The organism is Saccharicrinis sp. GN24d3, from assembly GCF_052400645.1.
Classification (GTDB): domain Bacteria; phylum Bacteroidota; class Bacteroidia; order Bacteroidales; family Marinilabiliaceae; genus Saccharicrinis.
On record NZ_JBQTGI010000002.1, the window covers coordinates 173,598 to 198,940 of the forward strand.

General features: G+C 38.9%; 19 protein-coding genes. 8 read left to right on the top strand and 11 right to left on the bottom strand.

Translation table 11 applies throughout. The annotated features are described in order from the left end of the window. Positions 1-22 precede the first annotated feature (22 nt). The 8 genes from ACT29I_RS03265 (at position 23) to ACT29I_RS03300 (ending at position 9,758) form a co-directional block, all read left to right on the top strand. Positions 23-496: a TRAP transporter small permease gene (locus ACT29I_RS03265; RefSeq protein WP_430932314.1), complete on the top strand. Its 474-nt coding sequence runs from the start codon at positions 23-25 to the stop codon at positions 494-496. Next, positions 496-1,956, top strand: coding sequence for a TRAP transporter large permease (locus ACT29I_RS03270; RefSeq protein ID WP_430932315.1), 1,461 nt, complete (start codon positions 496-498; stop codon positions 1,954-1,956). The genes ACT29I_RS03265 and ACT29I_RS03270 overlap by 1 nt, the downstream gene beginning before the upstream one ends. Positions 1,957-2,134: 178 nt before the next feature. Beyond that, on the top strand, positions 2,135-3,184 hold the full coding sequence (locus tag ACT29I_RS03275; protein WP_430932316.1) for a LacI family DNA-binding transcriptional regulator: 1,050 nt from the start codon (positions 2,135-2,137) through the stop codon (positions 3,182-3,184). 458 nt (positions 3,185-3,642) lie between these two features. Continuing rightward, a complete protein-coding gene (locus ACT29I_RS03280; RefSeq protein ID WP_444792686.1) occupies positions 3,643-4,689 on the top strand; it encodes a LacI family DNA-binding transcriptional regulator in 1,047 nt (348 codons plus the stop codon). Positions 4,690-4,721: 32 nt separating this feature from the next. After that, the gene (locus ACT29I_RS03285) at positions 4,722-5,822 is read left to right on the top strand and encodes a polysaccharide lyase family 7 protein (protein ID WP_430932318.1); all 1,101 of its coding nucleotides are present in this window, start codon (positions 4,722-4,724) and stop codon (positions 5,820-5,822) included. Between the two features lie 87 nt (positions 5,823-5,909). After that, positions 5,910-8,240 (top strand): polysaccharide lyase 6 family protein, encoded by a 2,331-nt coding sequence (locus tag ACT29I_RS03290; RefSeq protein WP_430932319.1) that lies wholly within the window; start codon positions 5,910-5,912, stop codon positions 8,238-8,240. 189 nt (positions 8,241-8,429) lie between these two features. Then, positions 8,430-9,200, top strand: a complete 771-nt coding sequence (locus tag ACT29I_RS03295; protein WP_430932321.1) for an SDR family NAD(P)-dependent oxidoreductase — start codon at positions 8,430-8,432, stop codon at positions 9,198-9,200. 123 nt (positions 9,201-9,323) lie between these two features. Continuing rightward, the gene (locus ACT29I_RS03300; RefSeq protein WP_430932322.1) at positions 9,324-9,758 is read left to right on the top strand and encodes an RbsD/FucU domain-containing protein; all 435 of its coding nucleotides are present in this window, start codon (positions 9,324-9,326) and stop codon (positions 9,756-9,758) included. A gap of 45 nt (positions 9,759-9,803) precedes the next feature. On the opposite strand, the gene ACT29I_RS03305 is transcribed toward ACT29I_RS03300, so the two are convergent. From ACT29I_RS03305 to ACT29I_RS03355, 11 genes are all read right to left on the bottom strand, one after another. Further along, a complete protein-coding gene (locus ACT29I_RS03305) occupies positions 9,804-9,989 on the bottom strand; it encodes a hypothetical protein (protein WP_430932323.1) in 186 nt (61 codons plus the stop codon). 226 nt (positions 9,990-10,215) lie between these two features. Continuing rightward, positions 10,216-11,223 (bottom strand): PfkB family carbohydrate kinase, encoded by a 1,008-nt coding sequence (locus ACT29I_RS03310; protein WP_430932324.1) that lies wholly within the window; start codon positions 11,221-11,223, stop codon positions 10,216-10,218. A gap of 239 nt (positions 11,224-11,462) precedes the next feature. Further along, complete coding sequence (locus ACT29I_RS03315; protein WP_430932325.1) at positions 11,463-12,209, bottom strand: sulfite exporter TauE/SafE family protein; 747 nt, start codon at positions 12,207-12,209, stop codon at positions 11,463-11,465. A gap of 457 nt (positions 12,210-12,666) precedes the next feature. Next, positions 12,667-13,428, bottom strand: a complete 762-nt coding sequence (locus tag ACT29I_RS03320; protein WP_430932326.1) for an SDR family NAD(P)-dependent oxidoreductase — start codon at positions 13,426-13,428, stop codon at positions 12,667-12,669. A 183-nt stretch (positions 13,429-13,611) separates the two neighbouring features. Continuing rightward, positions 13,612-14,907 (bottom strand): MFS transporter, encoded by a 1,296-nt coding sequence (locus ACT29I_RS03325; RefSeq protein WP_430932327.1) that lies wholly within the window; start codon positions 14,905-14,907, stop codon positions 13,612-13,614. Between the two features lie 107 nt (positions 14,908-15,014). After that, positions 15,015-15,386: a cupin domain-containing protein gene (locus ACT29I_RS03330; protein WP_430932328.1), complete on the bottom strand. Its 372-nt coding sequence runs from the start codon at positions 15,384-15,386 to the stop codon at positions 15,015-15,017. Between the two features lie 95 nt (positions 15,387-15,481). Then, complete coding sequence (locus ACT29I_RS03335; RefSeq protein ID WP_444792687.1) at positions 15,482-17,707, bottom strand: heparinase II/III domain-containing protein; 2,226 nt, start codon at positions 17,705-17,707, stop codon at positions 15,482-15,484. 369 nt (positions 17,708-18,076) lie between these two features. Further along, a complete protein-coding gene (locus ACT29I_RS03340) occupies positions 18,077-20,323 on the bottom strand; it encodes a chondroitinase-B domain-containing protein (RefSeq protein WP_444792688.1) in 2,247 nt (748 codons plus the stop codon). 36 nt (positions 20,324-20,359) lie between these two features. After that, positions 20,360-21,634, bottom strand: a complete 1,275-nt coding sequence (locus ACT29I_RS03345; protein WP_430932331.1) for an Nramp family divalent metal transporter — start codon at positions 21,632-21,634, stop codon at positions 20,360-20,362. Then, positions 21,634-23,883 carry a heparinase II/III family protein gene (locus ACT29I_RS03350; RefSeq protein WP_430932332.1) on the bottom strand — a complete coding sequence of 750 codons (2,250 nt, stop codon included), beginning with the start codon at positions 23,881-23,883 and terminating at the stop codon, positions 21,634-21,636. Before ACT29I_RS03350 ends, ACT29I_RS03345 begins: the two co-directional genes overlap by 1 nt. A gap of 97 nt (positions 23,884-23,980) precedes the next feature. Continuing rightward, entirely contained in the window at positions 23,981-25,333 is a 1,353-nt protein-coding gene (locus tag ACT29I_RS03355; RefSeq protein ID WP_430932333.1) for a RagB/SusD family nutrient uptake outer membrane protein, read from the bottom strand. Positions 25,334-25,343 lie beyond the last annotated feature (10 nt).

Sequence of the window (25,343 nt, forward strand, 5' to 3'; positions counted from 1 at the left end):
TGACCGGAGCAAACTGAACAACATGGAAATAAAACAAAAACTAGATAAATTCCTGGAGAAAACGCTCATATTTATCATGAGCATCCTGGTATTAGATGTATTATGGCAGGTGTTAAGCCGATATATTCTTTCATCGCCAAGTTCATTCACCGATGAGTTGGCCGGCTTCCTATTAATATGGGTAGGTATATTAGGGGCTGCGTACGTAGCAGGACAAAGACAACACCTGGCCATTGATTTATTGGTGCAAAAATCTTCCGAAGCGAATAAAACCAAACTTTATCTTTTTATTAATGTCTGTATAGCTTTGTTTGCAATAACCGTTATGGTTATTGGTGGAGCATGGTTGTCCATCACCAGATTCCAATTCGAAGTAACATCTGCGGCCTTAAGAATCCCTTTGGGCTATGTTTACCTGGTAATGCCATTAAGCGGGTTGCTTATCCTATACTATTCAATTTACTTTATTATTCACCCTAACGAAAATCTTGCATAATGGACTACTTAGGTATATTCGTTCTTATATTTTCCTTTATATTTTTATTGGTATCCGGTGTACCCATTGCTTTTAGTATTGGTATATCCGGAATATTGACCATGTTGGTTAGTATCGATTCCTTACCTGCATTTACTACCTATGCACAGAGAATGGCTACCGGTTTGGACAGTTTTGCCTTGTTGGCTATTCCATTTTTTATACTGGCCGGAAACATCATGAATAGTGGCGGAATAGCCATACGACTCATCAATCTGGCGAAGATATTGGTGGGCAAATGGCCGGCAGGATTGGCCTACGTTAACGTATTTGCCAATATGCTTTTCGGTGCCATATCAGGCTCTGCCGCTGCCTCTGCTTCGGCTATTGGTTCTATCATGGGGCCGGAGATGAAAAAAGATGGTTACAACGAGAATTTTAGTGCGGCCGTTAATATTTCCTCGGCCACAACCGGCCTTTCAATTCCTCCGAGCAATATCCTGATTGTATATTCTTTGGCCAGTGGCGGCGTGTCTATTACAGCACTTTTCCTGGCAGGGTATTTACCCGGTATTTTAACCGGACTTGCCATCATGCTCACGTCTATGGCATTAGTTATCAGTTATAAAAGCGGAATCAAAGCCTCCATGTTGGCCACATTAAAGGTACTGGTCGGTGCCGCTGCAACATTTGGTTTAATTGCAGGAATGATAGCCATCAAAGGGCAATCTGTGTTAACCTACAACCTGGTTTGGGCTGGGATTGGTGCTTTTCTATTATTCTTAATTGTAAGATTTTCGGTTAAACGTCCTGCTTCTGTAAAACGTGGTTTAAAAGTATTGTGGGATGCCGTTCCAAGTTTGTTCCTGCTAATTGTAGTTATCGGGGGTATTGTAGGTGGGTTATTTACCGCTACAGAAGCGTCTGCTGTTGCCGTGCTTTATGCGCTGGTTCTTTCTTTAATTTATAATGAAATTAAGATTTCTGACATTCCAGATATCATTTTAAGGTCGGTTAAAACAACTGCTATCGTGCTCCTTTTAGTAGCTACTTGCATTGGTCTTTCCTGGATTATGGCTTATGAGAATATTCCACAGAATGTTAGTGCTGGTTTATTAGGCATTAGCGACAACCCAATCGTTATCCTATTGATTATCAACCTCATTTTGTTGATTGTTGGTGTATTTATGGATATGACTCCGGCAGTGCTTATCTTTACGCCCATTTTTTTACCGATAGTTACCAATATGGGTGTTGACCCAACACACTTTGGTATTATTATGGTATTGAACCTGAGTGTTGGATTGTGCACACCACCTGTAGGTTCGGTATTATTTATTGGATGCAGTGTGGCCAACATTAAAATCGATAAGGTAATAAAACCTTTGCTCCCTATGTTTTTGGCCATGGTAGCAGTGTTGATGATGGTGACCTATATTCCGCAAATTAGTTTGTGGTTGCCACGGATATTTGGATTCTAAATCCACAATTAAAAAAGGAATTTTGATGTTCACTGCTGCGCAGTTTCCATCTTTTTGTCCACGAATCACACGGAAAAACAAGAATAAGTTTAAGTCGTGAAATTCGTGGACAAACAAAAATATTTGCAAAGCAATTCAAATTGGTACTTGTTTTAAATAATTCGAGGTTTTAGTTTTAATGAGCAAAACAATTAGAATAAAAGATATAGCCGAAAAGGCGGGTGTTTCAATCGGAACGGTAGACCGTGTACTGCATAACCGTGGTGAGGTGAAGGCTGCCACAAAGGAAAAAGTATTGGCTATAGCGGAAAAGCTTAACTACAAACCCAATGTTGCTGCACGTGCCTTAAAGTCGCCGACCACCTATAAGATTGCCGTATTGATTCCTATTTGCCAAGGCGACAACCAATTCTGGAAGATGCATCCCCTTGGAATAGAGAACGGAAAAGAAGCTATCTATCCTTTCCGTGCGAAACTTGAATTCTTTTATTACGAGATGCATAACCCCAACGATTTTATGAAACAGGCATCTGCGCTTGTGGAATGGCAACCCGATGGGGTTATTATGGCTCCCATCCTCAAGAACGAGTCGGAGGAACTTTGCCATAAACTAGATGACATGCAGGTACCCTACGTCTTTATTGATACCAATATTGAAAATACCAATAGTCTGACCTTTGTAGGTGAAGATGCGTACCAGGCCGGTCGTGTCGCGGCCAGCTTAATTGACACAGGCATTTCTCCTACCAAGGATATTCTTATCGTCAATATTGCCAAAGACCTGGAAAACATTCAGCATCTAAAGCACCGTAACCAAGGCTTTTTAAGTTATTTTATGGATGCCGGAAATAACAATGGCCTTAAAATAAGCGTTGAAGTACCTAACACTGAACCTAAGGAAGTAAAAGCAATACTTGATAAAGTTTTTGAGAACAACCCCAACATTGGAGGCGTATTCGTTTCCAGTTCCCGCACTTACGTGGTAGCAGAGTATTTACAAAAATACAACAAACAAAACTTATTCTTGGTTGGGTACGAGCTGTTCGGCAAAAACAGCGATTTCCTTCAACAAAGGGTTATCAACTTTTTGATAGGTCAGCGTCCTATAGAACAAGCCGAAAAGACATTTAAAAAGCTTTTCGATTTTATGGCACACAATGCCGTGCCCGACAAAAAAGACTATCAACCGATTGATATTATCAATGCAGAGAATTTAGGGCTACAGTAAAAGGAAAAATAAATAACTGCATCTAAGGTTATCTTCTCATAAGCCGTAAACTCTACATATAGTATCTATCGGCATCATATATACTCCTTAAAATATCTACTTGACTTGTCCTAAAGAACCGTTACAGAATATTGAACCCTACAGTTTGACTAAATAAAAAAGTCGATCTCTATAAATAAGGAACCGGCTTTAATTTTTTTCCAAAACTCTCATTAGATTACACCCGAATGCCCATTCGATCATAATTATCTAAAATTTGCTCCATAAAAGCATGTAAGATTTTATATATCGGGATTCTCTCAATAGGCTTTTGTATTCTGAAATTAAGAAATTTGAAGAATTCTTAATGACAGATCTCAGTTTATTTAGTTTGGCTTAATAAAAAATGCGTAAACGATTACGCAGTTAAAAAAATAATCCTTACATTTGCTTGCGTAATCGTTTACGCAAATTGTTAAATGAATAGAAAAGTAAGAGTTAAGGATATTGCTCAAGAAGCGGGGGTTTCAACAGGTACTGTAGATCGGGTGTTGAATAAGCACGGAAGAGTAAGTGAAGAAACCCGGAAAAAAGTATTGCAGATTGCGAATCAGTTAGGGTATAAGCCCAATATGTTTGCCAAGTCGCTCTCATCAAAAAGACTAAACAAAATTGTAATCTGTCTTCCTGCCGCGCACATAAATAATCCATATTGGGAAAAGCCGATTGAGGGCATTGAAAAAGCCAAGAAAGAATTGGCTGATTATAACTTCTTGATTCAGTATTACACATTCGATGCCTCTTCTCAGGACCTATATAGCGAAACACTGGATCGGGCCATTGACGAGGAACCAGACGGAATAATTTTTAGCCCATTATTCAATAAAATTGCAAAGCTAAAAGTAAGCAAGCTAAAAGAAAAACAAATACCCTTTGTTTTTATGGATATTGATATGCCTGGCGCAGGTAATTTGGCTTATTTTGGACAGGAGGCTATATTATGTGGAAGAGTGGCTGGCAGCTTAATGAAAACCTGTTTAACTGCCAACTCCAATGTGCTGATCATTAAAATAGCACCTCACAAAGATTTTTCGGCACACATTAGAGATCGTATAAAAGGGTTTAAGTCTGCGTTGAGTGTTACGGGAATAACAACAACCACCCTTGAAATTGATATAGTTAAGGAAAACGAACCCAACTTAACCTTGCAGCAACATTTAATGAATGCGGAAAAATATCAGGGTGTTTTTGTGCCTAATTCAAGAGCGTTTAAAGTTGCTGAATTTATCGAACAAAATCATGTTAAGGACATGGTGGTGATAGGCAACGATGTATTTTCAAATAATGTAAGGTATCTTGAAAAAGGTATTATTACTTTTTTGCTAGGACAAAAACCTGAAGAGCAGGTCTTTAATGCAATCATGGCTTTATTTAACCATTTAATTCTAAAAAAGGAGGTTGTTAAGAAAAACTACAGCCCTATCAATATAATAATTAAAGATAATGTTAAATACTATCATGATTAATAATATGAATTTTGAAACTAAACGATAAAAAAATGAAAAAAAACATTGTCACCTCATTATCAACGTTCTTAATCCTTGGTATTATATTAATACTACATAGCTGTTCCATTACTGCTAAAGAAACGAATAACAAAGAAACGCAAAAAACAGTTTACGCAAGTGACATTACTCCATTTTTCAATGATTGGAAATTGATTTTAGGTGATGGTTCAAATGTTGGTCATGCAAACAATTTTGAGCATAAAGATTTCTTCTATACTGCATATGATGGTAAAAACAATTGGGTAGTTTATAAAGCTCCCAATGCGGGAAATACCCATGGAACATCAAACAATACAAGAACAGAATTGGCTCAAGTAAAAAAATGGACACCAAAAACTGATGCTAAATTGTCAGCTACACTTAAAGTTATGAATGTATCATCTACAGGTGATGCTCGGGTGGCAGCTTCGTATGCTGTAGTCATTGGCCAGATTCATAGCGCGGATGGACATGAAAACGAACCGCTTAAAATATTTTATAAGAAATTCCCTGGACACAGCAAAGGTTCCGTTTTTTGGCATTATGAAATTAATACAGCAGGTGATGACAATTCTGTAAGATGGGATTATTCAACAGCTGTTTGGGGATATGACTTTTCTGTGGTTGGTAGCGAAGAAAACGCCTATCCGGAAGAACCTAAGGAAGGAATCGAATTAGGTGAAGAATTTAGTTACGAAATCGAAGTGAAAAATGGGTTAATGTACCTAACATTCACAAGTGAAGGTCATGACACCAAAACATTTACAAAAAACTTAATCAAATCAGAGTACACAACATCCGCCGATATTCCTAAACAAACACAGGATCTATTTGTGCCAATCGGTCAAGACGGCGTAGAGCGAGAAAATGCCTATGCCGATGAAGGTCTTTTTTTTAAGCTAGGGACGTACAATCAAACGAATGGGAAATCTCCCGAAATAAATAAAAACTGGTGTTCCGGTGCTGAAACACATGGCGGTAATATTCAAAAACAATATGCAGATGGAAACTATGCTGAAGTTTGGTTTAAAACAGCAAGTTTATATGTGAGCGATGATGCTGTGTCTAACGAAGGCTATTTCACTAAAAATGATTACTTGTACAAGAAATAAATACAAATGTCTAATCAAGGATAATCTATCACCCCAAGCCTTGTTCTTTTTTTATCACTAGGGACACCCATTAAAACTTTTATCGACATGAAAAATATATATCTATTATTTGCAAGCATTTGTATCATAACCCTGTCTTGTACAGATGAAAACAAAAAAAACCTTGTAACTGATATTAATGAATTTAATGAAGCAGTTGAAAATGCTGTACCAGGCTCAATAATTACATTAGCAAATGGGGTTTGGAAGGATGCTGAATTGGTTTTTGAAGGAAAAGGCACAGAAGAGAAGCCCATTATACTTACTGTAGAAGAAAAAGGAAAAGTAACTTTAGAAGGAGCATCAAATCTTCAAATTGCTGGTGAGTTTTTACACGTAGAAGGATTGGTTTTTAAAAACGGCTACACACCTACTAATGCCGTAATATCTTTTCGTAAAAACAGAAAGGAAATGGCAAGTAATTGTCGCCTAACAGAGTGTGTTATTGACAACTACAACAACCCAGAGCGTCAAGTGCAAGATTATTGGATTACTATTTATGGGAAAAATAATCGTATAGACCATAATCATATTGTAGGTAAAAAGAATTTGGGAGTTACCATGATTGTTGGTTTAGATACGCAAGATAGCAGAGCAAACAATCACAGTATAGATCATAATTATTTTGGACCAAGACCTACATATGGAAATAATGGAGGCGAGACATTAAGGATAGGTACAAGTCATCATGCCTTAGAAAATTCTAATACCTTAGTAGAGTCTAATTATTTTGACAGATGTAATGGAGAGCATGAGATTATATCAAATAAAGCGTGTCAAAATACCTTTAAATACAACACCTTTTTTGAATGTACAGGTACTTTAACCATGCGTCATGGAAACGAAACCATGGTTGATGGTAATGTGTTTATCGGAAACGGTAAACCAAGCACCGGTGGAGTACGTGTAATTAATGAAACGCAAACCGTTATAAACAATTACCATATTGGTTTAACCGGTTATCGTTTTAGAGGCGCATTTGTAATGATGAACGGAGTGCCAAATTCGCCACCAAACCGTTATGTTCCGGTTATCGATTCTAAAGTAAAAAACAATACGTTTATCAATTGTGATCATATTCAATTATGTGCAGGAAGCGATGCTGAAAGAAGTCAAGCACCTAAAACATCCGAGATTTCAGGAAATATTTTTTATCATGAAAGCAAGAAAAACCTTTTTACGATTTACGATGATATCAGCGGAGTGACTTTTAAAGATAATATTCTGGGCGAAAACCTAGAAACCAGTATTAAAGGTGGATTTAAAAATGCGGTTATCAAACTGGTAAAAAATGAACAGGGGTTCTTAATTCCGCAATCCGATAAAATCAAAAACAAGGTCACGATCAGTCCAAATATAGCAACTAAAGAAAACACAGGGGTTACATGGTATTCTAAAGCAGACAATACTACAGCCCTAAATTCAGGTAAAACCATTAAAGTAGCAGCAGGTATTAATACCTTATTCGAGGTTGTAAAAAAATCGGAGGCCGGAGATATTATAGAACTGGAAAATGGCGGAACATATCTGTTAACCAAAGCGGTTCAAATCAAGCATCCATTGACTTTTAAAACTGCAGGAGTAGAAAAGGCTACCATTTTATTTGAAAGAATGATGGCTTTCGAAATTCAGAATGGTGGTAGTTTATTTCTGGAAAACATCACTTTCGATGGCGCAAAATCTCCTGATTATGCAGGTAATTCGGCCATAAGTACGAGCAAGAAGTCAATGATTGAAAATTATAAATTATTCATAGATAATTGCACATTTACAAATTTTGTCGTAAACCATTCTTTTGATGTGCTACGAGTCTCTAAAGGAACCTTCGCAGATACCATTAGTATTCAAAACTCAACATTCGAAAATATTACAGGACACATTGCCGCATTGGATAAAGAAACTGATGACATAGGGGCTTATAATGTGGAATATATGATCATGAAAAACAATACAATTACCGACGTACAAGGTGCAGCATTGCGCTTATATCGGGGCGGAAAAGATGAGAGTACTTTTGGCCCGTTTTTAGAAATTGAGCATAATGTATTTGACCATGTGGGTTATGGTAACAAAAATAAATACAAAACAGCTATTTCTTTATATGGTGTACAGGTAAATAATATCAACAATAATATTTTTAATAATACCAAAGCCCTGGAAATGCATTTGGTAGTTGGTGAGCCTATCGTAAATGTTTTAAACAATAATTTCTACAGATCAGACAAACTTAAAGTTACTGGCGATCAAAAATATAACGTTAAAAATTTATGGACATTAAAACCAGACTTTATAGAAGGCACCTATCAATTGTCAGATAAATCAGGTTTAAAAGGGAAAGCCTTAGATGGTTCAGATTTAGGAATTGTTTCTAAAAAATAGTACGATACAAAAAGAGAAGTCCTACTGAGCTGAATAATTAAACGAACGCACCATATTTTACATAAGTAATGACATGCAGTTTGCCAAATATCAAGTTTGGATAGGATTACACACCTGAATCATTCATTACGTCTTAAAATAACATCTCTTTATGAGTACCATTATTAACTCTATTAATATAGTAATAACATGAAAGAAACTAATAAGTTAACCGGAAAAAATATTCTTATAACAGCTGGTGCTCAAGGCATTGGCGAATCAATCACCAGACACTTCATTGATAGCGGAGCCAACGTCGCCATCCACTATTTTTCTAGTGCAGATACTGCGAACCAATTGGCGGAATACGCAACTAGCAAAGGACAAAAAGCGGTTGCAATAAGTGGTGACTTAACAAAAGAAGCCGATGCGAATGCATTGGTCGAAAAAACAGTAGAAGCGCTTGGTGGATTGGACATACTAATCAATAACGCAGGTTCACTTGTTGCACGCAAAATGCTTAGTGAGATGGAGGCCGAGTTCTGGCACAAGGTAATGGACATCAACCTCACATCCATGATGTTTGTTACGCGAGCTGCAGCTCCTTATCTGGCAGAAAACGATAACAGCAGTATTGTTAATTTGGCATCGCTCGCCGGGCGTAAAGGGGGTCACCCAGGGTCGTTGGTTTATTCTACCAGCAAAGGAGCTATCCTAACGTTTACAAGAGCACTTTCGTCTGAATTGGGGCCTCAAGGAATAAGGGTTAACGCCGTTGCTCCTGGTCTTATCCTTGGAACTTCATTTCACAACACGCATACAACAAAAGAATCAGCGGCCGAAACAACGGCTGGTATTCCAATCCAACGAGCAGGTAACGCAGATGACGTAGCGCGTGCGGTTTTATATCTGGCATCTGAATACGACGGTTTTATTACTGGTGCTACGCTCGATATCAATGGTGGTGTTTATAACATGTAGTTCATCGTTGAATGATATGTGATTTGACCCTAAACTATATGCTATTTTTTTAACAAAACAGATAAACACCAGAAGCTAAATAGCACCTGGTGTTTATATTTACCAAATTCAAAAAATAACGATATGCTAAAAACTCCGGTAATACACCCAACCATTATGGAAGTGCTTGCGCGTTCAGGCCATTTTGCACAAGTTGTTGTTGCAGACGGTAATTTACCAGTCGGTGCCATGACAGGTCCTAATTCCACCACCGTACACCTTAACTTTCGCCCGGGGTTATTAGATGCACTCACCGTGCTTGAAGGCATTTTGGAAGTATGCCCTATTCAAGGTGCAATCGTTATGGAAAAACCTGCTGAGGCAAACGCAGAAATACATGATGCTTATAAAAAATTACTGGGGGACGTAACGTGGGACGAGATGGAACGCTGGGCCTTCTACGACAAAATCAGGGAACCTGCCACCACTTTGATTATTCAGACGGGCGAACAGCGTCGCTTCGCTAATTTGATTCTAACTGTCGGTGTCGTAAAAATGGCTGAAGAAAGTAACTTTTAACAACTTAAAATCCATTTACTGAAGATGAGCGTAGTAGATCAATTTTTAGATAAAAAAAAGCTTGCCAGAAGGAAATCCGATGGATAATACGTTAACAATATCCTGTTTTCCAGTGGAAATGATACTGTCAATTTTGTCTTTTTCAACATTCCCAAACATACGGACTACAACATCAACCATCATTTCAAACCTGTATTCAGGCATATTTACGTCTGATAACTTAATAAACATGCCAACGCTTTGAAGCACTCAATAACTTTAAGAGCCAATAATTTAGCAGCAGCTAAATCCTTATTATCTCCAGTTACGTTGAATATCTCACCCGCTAAGGTAGCCCAACATTCAGGTAGTTTATCTGCTAATCATTTTAAATATGGAGGAAAATTAAACTCTATATCCCTTGCTTTACTGTAAACACAATATCAACAACATACCTATATTTACTTCAAATATTCATCTATAGGGATTTCATATTCCGCTCAACCTCATCTACTGTAACCAAATTGGCATCTCCCAATATCGTATGCTTCAGACTTGATGCCGCCAAGGCAAAATTAAGGGTTCGTTGATGATCCGTTAGCCAATTCAGCATTCCATATATCACTCCAGCTGTAAATGCGTCCCCTCCCCCAACTCTATCTACAATGTGGGTAATTTCATAAATAGGTGTTTCAATGAGTTCCTTTCCGTTAAACATTAAACCCTGAAGCTTATTATGGCTGGCACTGACATTACCCCTCCTTGTGGTAACTATATTTTTAATTTTGGGATATTTTTCCATGACCATTTTCGAGGAGCTAATAAAGGATTCTTTCGTGAATTTTCCGCGGATACTTTCTCCAACCTCAATACCCATGGCCTGCTCGGCATCATACTCGTTACCGAAAATCACATCGCACATGGCCACCAATGGAGGCATGACCTGATTCGGCGTTTTACCATAATTCCACAGGTTCGACCTTAAATTTATATCACAGGAAATAGTAATCCCCTTTTTATGGGCAGCTCTAACACCTTCTTCCAAGGCTTTTGTGGGTTCTTCCGCAATGGCAGCACTTAAACCCGACCAATGAAACCACGTTGCATCCTCTAACACTGTATCCCAATCAATCATTCCGGGCTTCAATGTTGCGAACGATGAGTTGTCTCTATCATAGACCACTTTTGACCCTCTCTGGTCTGCTCCGGTTTCCAGAAAATATATTCCTAATCGTTTCCCTCCCGACAAAACCTGGCTGGTATCTACGCCAAACTTTTTGAGCGATTTAATACAAGCATTACCTATATCATTGGCAGGAAATCTGCTTACAATGCCCGTGTTCACATTAAAGTTCGAAAGAGAAATGGCTACATTGGCCTCACCACCTCCGTATGTAACTTGCAATTTATCCGCCTGATGAAACCTTAGATGTTCTTCAGTAGATAACCGTAACATTACCTCTCCAAATACTATAACTTTTCCCATAATACTTTATCTGATTTTGACTGGATTTATTGACTAATCCACGATGATACGTTTAAATTTTGAGCCCCATTCCGGGATCTCAAACGGATACCTACTCTGAAATACCCTGAATCAAATTCGGGGCTAATTAAATTAAACCACAAGCGTGCTTGAATTTGAAATGCGTTTGCCTTATGCATTTAACAGCTCAGTTGGAACAAAGCCAATAAATATATTCTTATCATCTTGTTTAGTAACATTTAAAACAGCCAAAGCTTAACTGCCATTATCACAATAGCTACCAAAAGAAATCTTTTTATCCAGACATCTCCTTTTTTGATAGAGAAATGACTGCCCAACCAACCTCCGGTTGAGCTTCCGATGGCCACCACTAAACCAACTTTCCAATCGACAACATCTTGCCATATAAAAACAGCCAGAGCCGACACAGTATATATTAAAGCCACAGTTACCTTTATGGCATTGGTCTTTAAAAGGCTGAAACGATTAATTTTAACCAAGGATAAGATCATGATAAAACCGATACCTGCATGTAGGAACCCTCCATAAATACCAATAAAGAAAAACGTTATAACTCCGATAAGTCGATTCTTATACCCCATCTTTTCCTCTTGACCAACCTTAAATTTGGGGCTTGTAAGGATCAGCCCAGCCACTACGACCATCACAATCGATAGTATTCTATTCAATAGTTTTTCGGGGATATCAACAGCTATAAACGCTCCGATAACAGCACCCAACAAAGCCGACACACCAAGGTAAACAGGATAACTGCCTGATATGACTTTATTCTTTTTAAAATTGGAAACGGACACAATATTTTGTGCCAACAATGCCACCCGGTTTGAAGCATTGGCCACAACAGATGGAACACCAAGAAAAATCATCAGGGGAAGGGTTATTAACGATCCTCCTCCGGCAATTACATTGATAAATCCGGCGGCCAAACCTGCTAAAACAAGCAATACATAATCAAGAATAGTCATACGATAGTTAAAAGTTTATAAAGTTGAAAGAACTTTTATTTTAGTTTATGAAAAGGTAAGTCCGCCGTTAATAGCTAATTTAGCATCAGAACGAGTTAATTTTAAAGAAACCTGACGACTCATACCGCTATTTTAATTTTATTAGCGCTACCCCTACCTCCAGAACTAATGGGTGCATGCTGTATTAAAGCTAACATTAATTCCCGAAAACAACTTCGGGACAGGTCGTTCCGCAGTATTGAGAAAGGCTATCGCTATTATACCAGCTGCTAATTTCCAAAGTCAAATAGGTATAATATCCCCAGCTCCACATTAGATACGACCACCCTTCCTTGTAAACCCACTAATTTTTAAATTCAAAACTATTGTCTAGTCTAGATCACATATTTGCCGCACTAAAACACCTAACAGGTTTTAAAAACCTGTTAGGTGTAACATAATGAGTAGTTTAAAAATATTATATGCCTAGTGCTTGTCCACCACCAATTTGAATAGTTTCAGCCGTAATGAAAGAAGCATCATCGCTTGCTAAGAAGGATACAACTGAAGCAACTTCTTCCGGTTTACCTATTCTTCCTAACAAAATATTATTTTTCCACGAAGCAAACACTTCAGGCTTCGTTGATTTTATTTGCGCATGGAACGGCGTATCAATAGTACCCGGAGATACTGCGTTTACCCTGATTCCGTATTCAGCTAAATCCTTTGCCAATGCTCTTGTTATTGCATGAACACCGGCTTTTGATGTTCCGTAAACACCAGCTCCGGGGCCACCCGCATTCCATCCGGCATTTGAGGTATAATTGATGATTGAAGCATTTTCCCCTTTTTTAAGGAAAGGAATAGCCGCCCTTGAAGCAAAAAATACTGAATCAAGGTTCAACGCCATTACAAACCTGTAGAATTCGGTGGTCATTTCTTCAAACCTGGATCTTCCTCCTAATCCACCTGCATTGTTTACCAATAGATCAATTTTACCATATTTTTTACCGATTGCATTGATATTAGAAGTCACTTCTTCTTCTTTGGTAACGTCGAAGCCATAGTACTCCGCCGTAATTCCTTCAGCGGCAAGCTCTTCTACCCTTTTAGCTCCTTGTTCATCTTCAATACCGTTTAAAACCACGGTATATCCGTCTTTACCTAATCTTTTGCACACTTCAAATCCGATACCTCCGGTTGCTCCTGTTATTACGGCTACTTTACCTTTTTTTTCCATTTTATTTAATTTTAAGTTTGTAATTGTTATTATGCAAATTGATGATAAACTCAACACCTGCCGGCAGAATTACTACCAATAATGACTTACCGGCAGGTAGTTGAGAAACACATCAAACGTTTTTATTTTCAGCTGTTAATTATTGGTTATCATACCTTTAGATTTTAAAATCCCTCAATCCGGCTATTCCTCAACACTTTCTACCGATTGAATTTTGCGGGCAAAGAAATAGATGGCTCCAATTCCCAGCGGCACAAATGCCGCAATTCCAATAAATATTGGTGTATAAGAAATTTCTGCAATCATAGGTACCAGAAAGTTCATCACGATTACCGAGAATACGCCAACCATTCCGCCTAACCCAGCTAAAGAACCCACTGATTTTCCACTAAAGAAATCGCTTGGTAAAGTCTGTACATTTCCGATGGCAAACTGAAACCCAAATAGTACCATGAAAACAATCAGTACAAAAGCCAAAGCTGATTTAGCAAATAATACCGTTGCAACCAGTCCAAGGAACATGATCAGTCCTCCGATAAATATCGTAGTTTTACGCCCTTTATTTATGTTGCCTGTTTTCGATATTATTTGTCCGGAAACCCAACCTCCTGCAATACTACCTAAAGCTGCTCCAACATAAGGAACCCATGCAAACATACCTACCTGTTTCACATCGAATCCGTATACATCAAACAGATATATGGGCATCCAACCAACAAATAACCACCATATGGGTTCCAGGAAGAATCGTCCTACAACTATTGACCAAGACTCGCGGAAACTCAGGATTTCCATTAAACTTTTTCCTTTAATACCTTCGGTATCCTTTTGATCTGCTGCACTTTGACCTTCAAGAATATAAGTTCTTTCCTCGTCCGTCATCCAGGGATGTTTCTTAGGCCCGGCCTTATTGATTATTAACCATGGAATAATCCATAGAATACCAAAAGTACCCACAACCATAAACGTGGTTCTCCATCCAAACGCCACGAATAACATGGCAATAAACGGCGGAGCAATAACGGACCCGATAGAGGCACCTGCATTAAACAATCCCTGCGCAATGGCACGTTCCTTAATCGGGAACCACTCTGCGTTACTCTTAACCGCACCCGGCCAGTTACCCGCTTCAGAAAAACCAAGCAAACTACGGAAGATACTAATAGATAAAAAACCACGAACTGTAGAATGCAAGAATGAAGAAAGACCCCAGACACCTATGGACAATACATATCCAATTCGGGTACCTACTTTGTCAAATATTTTGCCGGTAAATAACTGTCCAAGGGCATAAAACACCATGAAAATGTTTAAGATATTTCCATAATCATCTTTGGTTAAACCTAAAGCCTGCGAAATAGAACCATCCACATTTTCATTCCCCCACATAATTGAGAGGGCACTTCTGTCGATATAATTAATTACGGTGGCCAAAAAGATTAAGCCAATTATCCACCATCGAAAACCTTTAATTTTCATATTTTTTACAGTATTAAGATTAAAGTACAAAGTATAAAGACTTGAGCATGAGAAAACATTTCAGATGAATGATCTTTATACTTTTGTCTTTTTACTTATGACTAATTTTATTTTTTTCCAAAGTACGACACCCCACTACCATCCAGGAAGTCTTCGCGAACAGGGGCAAAAACGTCGATCAGGATACCCGGTTCAAGGCACAAAGCTCCGTGAATTAAATTAGGCTCGATATACACTCCGTCGCCACCTTCTACAATCTTTTTTTCCCCGTCGATGTTGAACTCAAACTTACCACTTGCACAATACGTGGCTTGGGTGTGAAAATGTTGATGCGGAGTTCCTTCTGCACCTTTTTCAAATTTTACCTGAACCATCATAATTTGATTGTCCCATCCTAAAAACTTGCGGCTTACACCTCCGCCAAGTTCTTCCCACTCCATATTGGCAGTGGAAATAAATTTTTCGCTTGATCGTTTCATAATATTCTAATTAGCACCAAGTAGAAAATGTTAAGATATCAGACCAACAGGTCATCTTGCCTTCTACCTGATTTTTTGTTTATAATAGATTTACATTAATTTTTAAACAGATGAAAAGGACCCTTCCAGGTATATTGTTTGCCCGCAATATTAGTTGAATGCTCCTCGGAAGGGTCGCTTTTTGCATTGGCAATGGCCAATATTATGGTACTTGTTTTAACTGTTTTTATCTCTACAATTGTGTAATCTTTATTATTTATCAAAGTCTTCACACCGTTTACCATTCCCACATGGTCTTCAACCAGTTCTGTTTCGAAATTTTTATTGCCATGTACCTCAATGGTGTTTACAAAACAAGTTGAAGCCTGATGGTTACGACGGAACAAAAAACCTGCTTCGTTACGCAACGAGAAATCCGGATCGTTGGCTCCAATCCGCGTAAAGAATATTTCATCGTTTGGCGCAGCTTCGCTGGTCAGAGTATAAAAGCGGCCATCATGGATCCAAACCGTTTGGCTGATATCTGCTGATGGTTTTCCTTTTGCTTCTTTCCACAGGTGTTGGTAACCAAAGTCGCTTCCCATCGTTTCCATTTGTGATGTGAATCTCTCATAATCGGTATTGGTGTATAGCAACTGACCTTTGTAATAAAAGGGCAGGTCAAAGGTATGTTTCTTATCATCCTCAATCCTGAATATATCAACGATTAGAGGGGATGTAAAGGTTTCGCTATCCTTGATAAGAGCTATCGTCCTTTGCGCTTTAGCTGTTCCGTAGGCGTGGTTTTCCTTGGCACTCATAATGGCAATTTCTTTGTTCTCAACATTGAAAAACCATCTTTCTGCCGATGTTTTCTCTGCCTCCTTAATCTCGTTATTGAACTGTGTTTTTTTGTCCATTACCACTGTATTGTGTGCCACCGTTTGTTTAGCCCAGGTGGTGTTTTCAGGTAGATATCGTCCACCGTTTTTATATTCCACATTTACATACCTGGCTGCACCATAATCAGAGAGAATCTCGTTTCCGTTTTCGTACATCATCATGCCTAAACGGTCGAAGTGTCCGTGTCCCATCCCTTGCGAAGCATATTTCATGGTAACACAAATAGCGTCTTTATGGGGGTTTCCCCTGAGAATCCCGACAGCTCCCTGTTTACCTTCAGCTCCATCCCTCAGCTCCATCGACAACCACTTAAAAGGTTTGGCTTCGCCTTTGGCAATATCCCTGGCCACCTGCAAACCAGCCTGGCTTATGACCACTTTGCCTTGCTCTTGCGCAATACTCAACAGCTCTTTTGATTCGGGGAAAGCCTGATAAACAATGTCAACCGCATTTATTAATTCCGGTGCCTTATAATTCATGTATTTTAGAGCATCATTAAAAGGAAAGAATTTCCCATCAGTATTGGTCATTTGAAGGGTTGCCAAAACAGCCTTTTTTAGAATCTGCTCTCGATATTCAAATATTTTATAATCCGGGTTGTTGTTGTCAATAGCCTGGGCGAACAACATATAAGGCAACAGTGCATAACGCTGGTAATAGGGACCTTCCGTGTAATATCCATCTGGAGAAAACAGCAGATCTACCTGGGCATAAAACCCTTTAGGCTTGTCCTTATGCTCTTCTGTATCAACACCAAACAAAGCCCTTTTCACAAACTCATCGTTGTTCATGGCATAACCTGCCATACCAACGGCAGCACAAGCCCAAACGGCATGATTATGTATACGGTTAAAAACAAAAGCGGACTCTACGGATAAGAAATTGGCATAAGGAACCAACAAGTCCTCTTCTATCTTTTTTTTATCTTCCGCCGATAAATAACTTTTAATACAATCGAAGGCTTGCGAAGTATAAACCATCCAAACCGCATCGTTTAATTGCTGCCAAAAAATACGCCCAGGCGCATAAGACTTCTTAATGGGATGATCGCCCAAAGTTGGATACATCTCGGCATATTCCAACAGCATGTTTTTAGTAAACTCCGCATATCGCTCCTCTCCTGTTAGTTGCCAGATAATGCCTGCCCCGTACATGGTGATATAATTTTGTTTATGGCGGTTGTGGGTGTATCCTCCAGCCGGGTCTTTGGGTATCGGAACATGAATCCCATTTGCCATATCCGCATCGGTTTCGGCAACCAAAGCCTCAAAGGACTTATCCAATAACGGAAGTTTACCTAATTCATTTCTGATATCGTTTACCCCTTGGTTAGTCAGAATTACGTTGGGGCTGTTTTCTTCCGATTGGTGCGGAACGCATAGTGTTAATATTATACCCAAGGTGATGATTCCGGCGATATTAAATCTTTTCTGTTTCATTAAAGAACTAATTTTAATATGGATGATCAATAGAAATTGCCTTGCAATTCTATTTTAGTTTAACCGCATTTTTTTTGCGAATTACACGAATTTGTTTTTAATCCCGGAGGTTACCCCAGGCTAGTCTGGTATCTACCGAAGTAATTTCGGAACTACCTTTTCCGCAAAATTGCGGAAGGCTCTTTGGGAGTTAAAACGATTATCCCAAACTTGTCATTAGTCTTCATTTCAATGCCAATTCGATGATCAAAATCTAAACATTACTTATAATACAGCAATGTGAAATTTTCTATCTCCATAGCAATCGGGACGGCTGATGCCTATTGTCATTAAGAATTTTTTAACTTCCTAATGACAGATCCCGGATTATCATTTTAACGCTTTACCGTTAACGCTTACATTGCTGGCGTTAAAGGATTTGTTATTGTATTTGATTCCATTTGAATCTGTAATTTCTATATGGCTTAAGTTGGTAATGGGTTCTCCATTACTCATGTATAAATCCAGGTAGTTACAATTGTCCATTTTTAAGTTGGAGATAGTATTCACCTGAACGCCATGGGTATAAATAGCTGAACCTGTTTTGTTTCTCTTTCCGTTCCCTACATTGGCAAGAGTACATGTTTCCAATTTTAAGGACGGGCCAAAGGTGCTTTCGTCAGTCCCCCCCCTATATAGGTTTATTACTGCCCCTTGAACATCTTTAAATTCCGAGTTTTCGATCACCACGTATTCCGCATTATAAATACCCAGATCATCTGTTTCTTTGTTTAACAACATGATGTTTCCTGTGATATTGCTAAAAAAACAATTACGAATCACAATAGAGTCGGCCATAGTGTTCTTATACACTTTTAAAAAATCGAACGAATGGTTTACATCCAAATCAGTGACCTTGCAGTCTTCCATTAAAAACTTGTAGTTGCAATTCATGGAATAATGACTGGTACTTACGATGCTGTTTCCTGCATAATCCGGTGATTCTGCACCATTTATTTCAATTCCCTTCAGTTTTAAGCCACCGCCGTTGGCAATCATAAACATCTCCGCTTTGCTTGATTTTATGATTGGCTTAATATCCTGACTCGCACTTTTAATGGAAACGGGATGCCCCAACTCCATGCTCTTATCCATAACATAGTCGCCCGATTCGACCAAACTTAATATATCGCCGGCTTGACTTGAAGCAATAGCATTGAACAAAGTATTCAGCCCAGCTTTAACCTCTATTACTCTTCCTGTATCAAATTGCAGCTCCCCTTTTTCTTTTGCATACCAGTTAACCCCGGTATTTTCGGTTGTTGCGGCTGGTTTTGCTAAGGTGCAACCGACCCCTTTATCCGTTTGGGGCATTTTATACCCAAATTCATTCGCCACAACCTCCAATTTGGTCGGCGTCATTTTGTTTTCAATATTATTAAGATTATCGCCTATGAGGTTGTTTTTAAACTCAATACCAGCAACATCGTCGTATACGGTAAATACATTATCCTTTTTATCATGATAGAAAACATTGTTTTCGATAATCGAGTTAATTGGTATGGCGGTTCGCTCTTCGTCGCTTCCTGCACATAATTGAATATGGTCGCAATTTACAAATGTGTTGTTGGCGAACACACCTCCATCTACCTGATGGTAACGGTTAATAGCCGAATTAGGTACGCCGTTCATAATAACCAACGCCCCTCTGAATCGATATCCTTTTAAATCGCTGAAATAGTTGTTAACAGCTTTATTTCTTTTGTTGATGATCCTGATTCCGCCCGTATAATCTTTTTCATTTCCGAGGAAAAAATTCCCTTGTGCAACATTATCGTTCCCGTGACGATAAGTCAAAGTTCCCCTGCACTCGTAAAAAGTGTTATCGATAAATTGGTTGCCACACGATTTGTTTGAGATGATTTCGTGCTCACCGTCGCAACTTTCGAAGTAATTACTATCTACTTGAGATGCACAAGTGGAAAGGGAGTAATGAGATGTGCCCAAACGAAGTGTTTCACCGCCATTGGCACCTAAATTTTGCCTATAACCAAAATAGTTATGGTCAATTCTGTGGTTATTCTCCCGGCAATCCTCATCAACCATCCTAACGGCCATGGTTACCCCTTTGTTTCTTTTATCTACCAGGTGACAATGGTCAACCCGGTTGTTTTTACCGTATAACGAAATCCAATAGGTCGACTCCATTCTCTCTGCCGGGTTAAAGTTATCCACCACACACTCGGTCACACGGCAATGGTTGGCATACACGCCCTTTTTCTTTTTAAATGAAATGACTTCGCTAGTTGGCGTATATCCATTGGTAAAAACCAATCCTTCAACAATTAAATGTTCTCCACTAATACTGATGCGAGATTGACCTTCGAGGGTTACTTTACCTTTGTCCTCAACAGTTAGTTTGATGGGGTTTCCAGCAGTTCCTTTTGCATCAAACTTAAGTTCCGCATTGTTCCAAACCCCGTTGGCCAGCACAATTACGTTCCCCGGAACTGCGTTTTTAACGGCATTTTCAAACTCTTCAACTGTTTTAACAATGTTTCCTTTGGATTGTTGGCAACCCTGCAATGCCAATATTGCAAAGGAAAAAATAAGATAAGTTAAAAATTTTGTTTTCATTTTTATTGAATAGGTCATATTATCTTATCTGTTAATTCAAAAATAATTCATCACAGCCATTATACCATTATATGATATAACAAGTGAAAAAATAAGCGCCAATACCAGGCCTATGTTTATAAATACACTAATCCTATGGTTGCCCATGCGTTTTTTATTGTTGGCAAGAACTATGATTCCAATGATTACAAGCGGCAAAACAAACACATTAAAAACCTGCGTAAGTATCTGTGCCTGAATAGGATTTTTCCCTAAAATCGGAACTAGTAACGCAACCAATGCTGCTATGGCTGTCACAATCTTGAATTGTTTGGAATCGGTATCCAATTTTCCTTCCTGGTAATCAGCCAGTAGCAAAGGGGCAATCATCAGGCATGGGAATATAGAGGACAGCCCGGCACTTAATGTTCCAAAAACAAAAATGGTCAGCGCAAATCGTCCGGCAATTGGTTCCAGTGTGTTCACCATGTCAAGCACTTTGGTAACCACTTTCCCCTCATGGTAAAGAGCTCCACTAGCTACTGCCATTATAGAGCTGCTAATTAGAAAAACCAGGATTGCGGCTGTGATCGAATCGTTTTTCTGCTTTTTTAAGTCTTTGATTGTCCAGCCTTTTCCGAGAACAAAAAGCGGTCTTGAAAGAAAAGTGGCTGCTGCCATAGTGGTACCAACAAAGGCAGCGGTTAACATTTGACCTCCTTTAACATCCGGAATTGACGGGATCAATCCACTAATGATTTCTTTGGGTTGTGGAAATACGAAAAACAGCGATGCTATAAATGAAACCCCCATTATCGTTACAAAAATCACCAGTACCTTTTCGAAAAACGTGTATTTACCCACCATTAGCAGCCCGTAAAATGTAACGATAATTACAATGGCGATAACCAGTACAAATTGATATTCCGAATTACTGATCGAAGGATAATAAATCGCAATAATTTCGTAAATCATGTTCGCAGATATGCCCAATATCCCTGTGAGTGAGTTCCATTGCCCGAAAGAAATTCCAACAACAATCAATATCGCAATTACTTTTCCGGCCTTCAGGTGGTTTTTAAATCCAAACAAAGCGGTTTCTCCGGTTACCAGGGTATATTTTCCATACGTATAAATTAAGATACCAGAGAAAATACAACTTAGCAACAACACCCAAAGCAGTTGCATACCGAATGTACTACCGGCAACTATCATAGATGTTACACTGCCCGTTCCAATGGTGTAACCGATAGCAAAAATTCCGGGTCCAAATGATAGGACAATAGCTAATAGCTTCTTAAAAAAGTTTTTGTTTGAGGTAGTGCTATGCATTATAGTTTAATTTTTTCTCCAGGTTTTATACTGGCGTTATGTATTTCAACTGTCTGAATTCCGCAGTTGGTTATCTCAAGTTTTTCATTTTTAACATCCAGCCACAAATCAGTCTTTGAATTTATAATTACTTTTTTTCCATTTATAACAATTTCCGATACACCCATAAACAGGTAATCATTATCATGATAAATAATTTGCCGGGCATCCGTTTTAATATTTTCCGGGCAATTTTCTGCAGAAACAAGTCTCCAATTGTTGGCTTTAAAATTTTCGTAATCGTCCACCATCAGGCGTTCTTCGAAACCTTTAAAAGGGAACAGCAATGTCGTCCACGAACTTTCATCCTGAAAAACTTTTCCGAAAACTGTTCTGCCCTTTCCTCGTGTTGAGGTTTTTGAGATTTTTTGAGCAGGACTGCCCAGTTGAATAATTTCAAGTCCCCCACCATTAGGGAAGACCGATCGTATATGACGTCCTTCTTTTTCAACATCATAGTGACCTTGCCAAAGCTGTTGGGCAGTATGTTCTGTATTATCTGTTATAAATTTATCGCGGACGACCCAGAATCCATCCTTTATAAAAATTACAGAGCGGAAAATTTGTGTGTTTTCGTTTTGATAACCATTGTGTGTGCCTGCAAAGAAATCGAAATGCTTGGAGGTATGCCAGGCGAGTACTTCAGGTACGGGTAATCCAAGCCACTGGCCGTAACCACTGCCGCCTTTGTTCCCTTTCCATGTACGACCCTGCGGAATAGAATCCAGCAAAGGCACGTTCTTCACCCACGAGTTTTTAAATTCGGCCAGGTCACTTAAATAATAGCGAACCTGATAATTTGGCAACACCATATTTCCGTAGGCGTAAGCCTGAACCCCTAACATGTCGCCATGTTGATGCGATTGTTTTTGGGGAGTAATGCCTGCCGAAATAATCATATATAAATCATCCTCATCCCATCCGTTTCGCATCACATAGTATCCGGTTTCCGACAAGGCGCATGAGCCTATCATGGGATCTTTTTTCTTAACCGTATTTAATCGCGTAAGCTGTTCCGGTTTTAAAAACCAATAGTACTCGTATGCCACTTTTGACGATGCAAAATACGCATACTCAGGCTGTCCGAACAGCACTGTACCCAATGCCATTGTATGGTCAATTGTGTTGAACTCCGCCCAAGGTGAATCCGTATCATCCTGCAGCACGGAAGCTTTCTTATTTGGCAGGGCAATTTTCAGCAATACGTCAAAAAGCCCTTTAATTCTTGTTTCCCAAATCGGGTTTAATTCAATATTATTCAATAAGGCTAATTGGTAAGGGTAAAAATAATTTTCGATATCATCGATGTGGTAATGAACCGAACGCTCAAACTGAAAACCATCGGAGTAAATTTCTTTTTCGAGGTGTTCTTCAAGCCGTTTTAACGCACGTTGTTTCCATAGGTCGGCGCCCTCTATTTCGGGAAAAAGGAATGCCAGCATAGCCAAAGCGCTCATACCCCGGGTTTGATGGTTTCCCTCGGTGTATTCGGGGCATTGATGATACAATTTTGCAGCCGTATGTAAAAAGGTACGAATCATCTCTAATTGCTGGTTGGCAGCGTATTCAGCAGAAGGTAATAAAGTTTGATGTACCTGCAACCAATTATATACCCTGTTTCCGGCACGATACACTTCGTAAACGCCGTTGCCATCTTCAATGGTTTCGAATTGATTGTTGTTGAATGCTTCATTCAATGATTTAGCCTGTTCCGGAATGTAATCCAAATATTTTTTATTGCCTGTATAATGATATAATAATGCAATGCTTCCGGCTTTGTGTTGCCGGGTAAGATGTCGGTAAGGGTAGGAAGTAACCGTTTCGCCTTTTAAATTCTCAAAACCTATTTTCCATTGGGTTGAAGCCGGATATAAATCCAAATGTTTTGACGCTTCTTTGCTATGAAATTCTTCGCGGTCCGAATACAACTGATTGTATTCGGCGAAACGGGTTTCAAAATTTTTCCAATCAAAAAAGTAACGTTCCGAAAAGCGTTCTTTAAAATAGTTTGCCAGCTTGTCGAGGGCTTCTTCTTGTTTTCCGGTTTTGTATTTATCTTGTATTTCTTTTAACTCAGCGCTATAACTAACATCCAATAATTCAATTATTTCCTTATTGGTTGGAACATGGTCGTACGGAACCAAGGTACTTTGTGCAACCACGTTGAAAGGAAGAATAAACAAACAGATGTAAATAGCTTTATGAATCATTTGTTCTATTTTTTTATAAGAATAACTTAAGCTTTTGAAGAAGGAACAGGATTAATCCTGTTCCCTTATAAATAAAAGCTAACAACCTTATTAACTATTAATAACCGTCATTTTGAGTGATTACACCATCGGTTGCAAGAATTTCCGAGACAGGAACAGGAAATAAATAATATTTATTATCAAATGATACTCCCATTTCAGATTGCGCAGTACCTGTTCTCACCAAATCAAACCATCTCTGACCTTCAAAGGCCAACTCCAGTCTTCTTTCGTCAGCAATAGCCTGCCTAACCAAAGCCTGCGTATTAAGAACCGTATGATCCAAAACAGTTAATCCAGCTCTGGTTCGTATAGGATCCAATAGATCAAGTGCGGCCTCTCTGGCTGCCTCACTATCCGTATTTTCATTCAACGCCTCAGCATATAACAGAATAACATCCGCTAATCTTAGTTCAATCCAGTCGTGTTCTGCACCTAAACCACCTTCTTTAGGAAATTTCACAGCCGTTTTTCCTTCAGGGTGAAGGGTTACCGCTCTTCTTAGATCTCCCCCAACAAGTGTATCATTAGCAACAGCATCAAAAGCGGCCACTAAGTCCGGATCTACAGGATAATCAGCTTTTGGATCATCTCCAACATACCAATTCCAAAAACGGGAAGCAAAAGCATATTCATCTTTGATAGAACTTGATATCTGGGTTGAAAAAATAATTTCAGAATTCTCCACCTCATTTGCCGCACCAAAAATCTCATCAAAGTTCTCTTTTAAACTAATCCCAGCAGCATCAGCTCCGTTTATAACAGCAGCTAACTCCGTTGCAGCACTGCTGAAGTTGCCCATTTGCATGTACACTTTACCCAGCATTCCCTGAGCTGCGTATTTAGACGCTCTACCATCTTCTATTTCTGCATCCAAAGCCGCAATTGCATCAGTTAAATCAGGAATGATAACGTCATTATAAACATCAGCAGCTGGCTGTCGTACTAAAATAGACTTATCTGTCAGGCTTGGTTCGGAAGACAGATTTACAGTGACATCTCCAAAAACTTTTACCAATTTAAAGTATGACAAACCCCGTAAAAATTTAGCTTCACCTACCTCAGTAGCATCCGATGAATTTTCAATTACGCTATTTGCAGTTAATATTGACTTGTATAAAGCGGTGTAGTAAGGGCCGAAGAATTGATCTTCCATAGCCGTTAAACCATTATCGTATTCATCAAATTCAGTGTACGGAGCTTCGTCCATTAGTGCATTGTCAGACCTGAATTCACTCATCACTGCTATTGGTGTTGTAGTACCTAGCTGATAGTAATATGCTGCATTCAAAACCCCCTCAAATTCTGTCAAAGCATCTGAACTGGCGATATTAGGTGGGTATTGATCCAAATCTTCACATGCTGTTGTGATCAATAACAATGTGACCAAGAATATATATATAGTTTTCATCTTTTTTTAT

Coding starts and splice junctions, on each gene's coding strand:
- ACT29I_RS03265 (WP_430932314.1), top strand. CDS start 23: ATGGAAATAAAACAAAAACTAGATAAATTCCTGGAGAAAACGCTCATA.
- ACT29I_RS03270 (WP_430932315.1), top strand. CDS start 496: ATGGACTACTTAGGTATATTCGTTCTTATATTTTCCTTTATATTTTTA.
- ACT29I_RS03275 (WP_430932316.1), top strand. CDS start 2,135: ATGAGCAAAACAATTAGAATAAAAGATATAGCCGAAAAGGCGGGTGTT.
- ACT29I_RS03280 (WP_444792686.1), top strand. CDS start 3,643: ATGAATAGAAAAGTAAGAGTTAAGGATATTGCTCAAGAAGCGGGGGTT.
- ACT29I_RS03285 (WP_430932318.1), top strand. CDS start 4,722: ATGAAAAAAAACATTGTCACCTCATTATCAACGTTCTTAATCCTTGGT.
- ACT29I_RS03290 (WP_430932319.1), top strand. CDS start 5,910: ATGAAAAATATATATCTATTATTTGCAAGCATTTGTATCATAACCCTG.
- ACT29I_RS03295 (WP_430932321.1), top strand. CDS start 8,430: ATGAAAGAAACTAATAAGTTAACCGGAAAAAATATTCTTATAACAGCT.
- ACT29I_RS03300 (WP_430932322.1), top strand. CDS start 9,324: ATGCTAAAAACTCCGGTAATACACCCAACCATTATGGAAGTGCTTGCG.
- ACT29I_RS03305 (WP_430932323.1), bottom strand. CDS start 9,989: ATGTTTATTAAGTTATCAGACGTAAATATGCCTGAATACAGGTTTGAA.
- ACT29I_RS03310 (WP_430932324.1), bottom strand. CDS start 11,223: ATGGGAAAAGTTATAGTATTTGGAGAGGTAATGTTACGGTTATCTACT.
- ACT29I_RS03315 (WP_430932325.1), bottom strand. CDS start 12,209: ATGACTATTCTTGATTATGTATTGCTTGTTTTAGCAGGTTTGGCCGCC.
- ACT29I_RS03320 (WP_430932326.1), bottom strand. CDS start 13,428: ATGGAAAAAAAAGGTAAAGTAGCCGTAATAACAGGAGCAACCGGAGGT.
- ACT29I_RS03325 (WP_430932327.1), bottom strand. CDS start 14,907: ATGAAAATTAAAGGTTTTCGATGGTGGATAATTGGCTTAATCTTTTTG.
- ACT29I_RS03330 (WP_430932328.1), bottom strand. CDS start 15,386: ATGAAACGATCAAGCGAAAAATTTATTTCCACTGCCAATATGGAGTGG.
- ACT29I_RS03335 (WP_444792687.1), bottom strand. CDS start 17,707: ATGAAACAGAAAAGATTTAATATCGCCGGAATCATCACCTTGGGTATA.
- ACT29I_RS03340 (WP_444792688.1), bottom strand. CDS start 20,323: ATGAAAACAAAATTTTTAACTTATCTTATTTTTTCCTTTGCAATATTG.
- ACT29I_RS03345 (WP_430932331.1), bottom strand. CDS start 21,634: ATGCATAGCACTACCTCAAACAAAAACTTTTTTAAGAAGCTATTAGCT.
- ACT29I_RS03350 (WP_430932332.1), bottom strand. CDS start 23,883: ATGATTCATAAAGCTATTTACATCTGTTTGTTTATTCTTCCTTTCAAC.
- ACT29I_RS03355 (WP_430932333.1), bottom strand. CDS start 25,333: ATGAAAACTATATATATATTCTTGGTCACATTGTTATTGATCACAACA.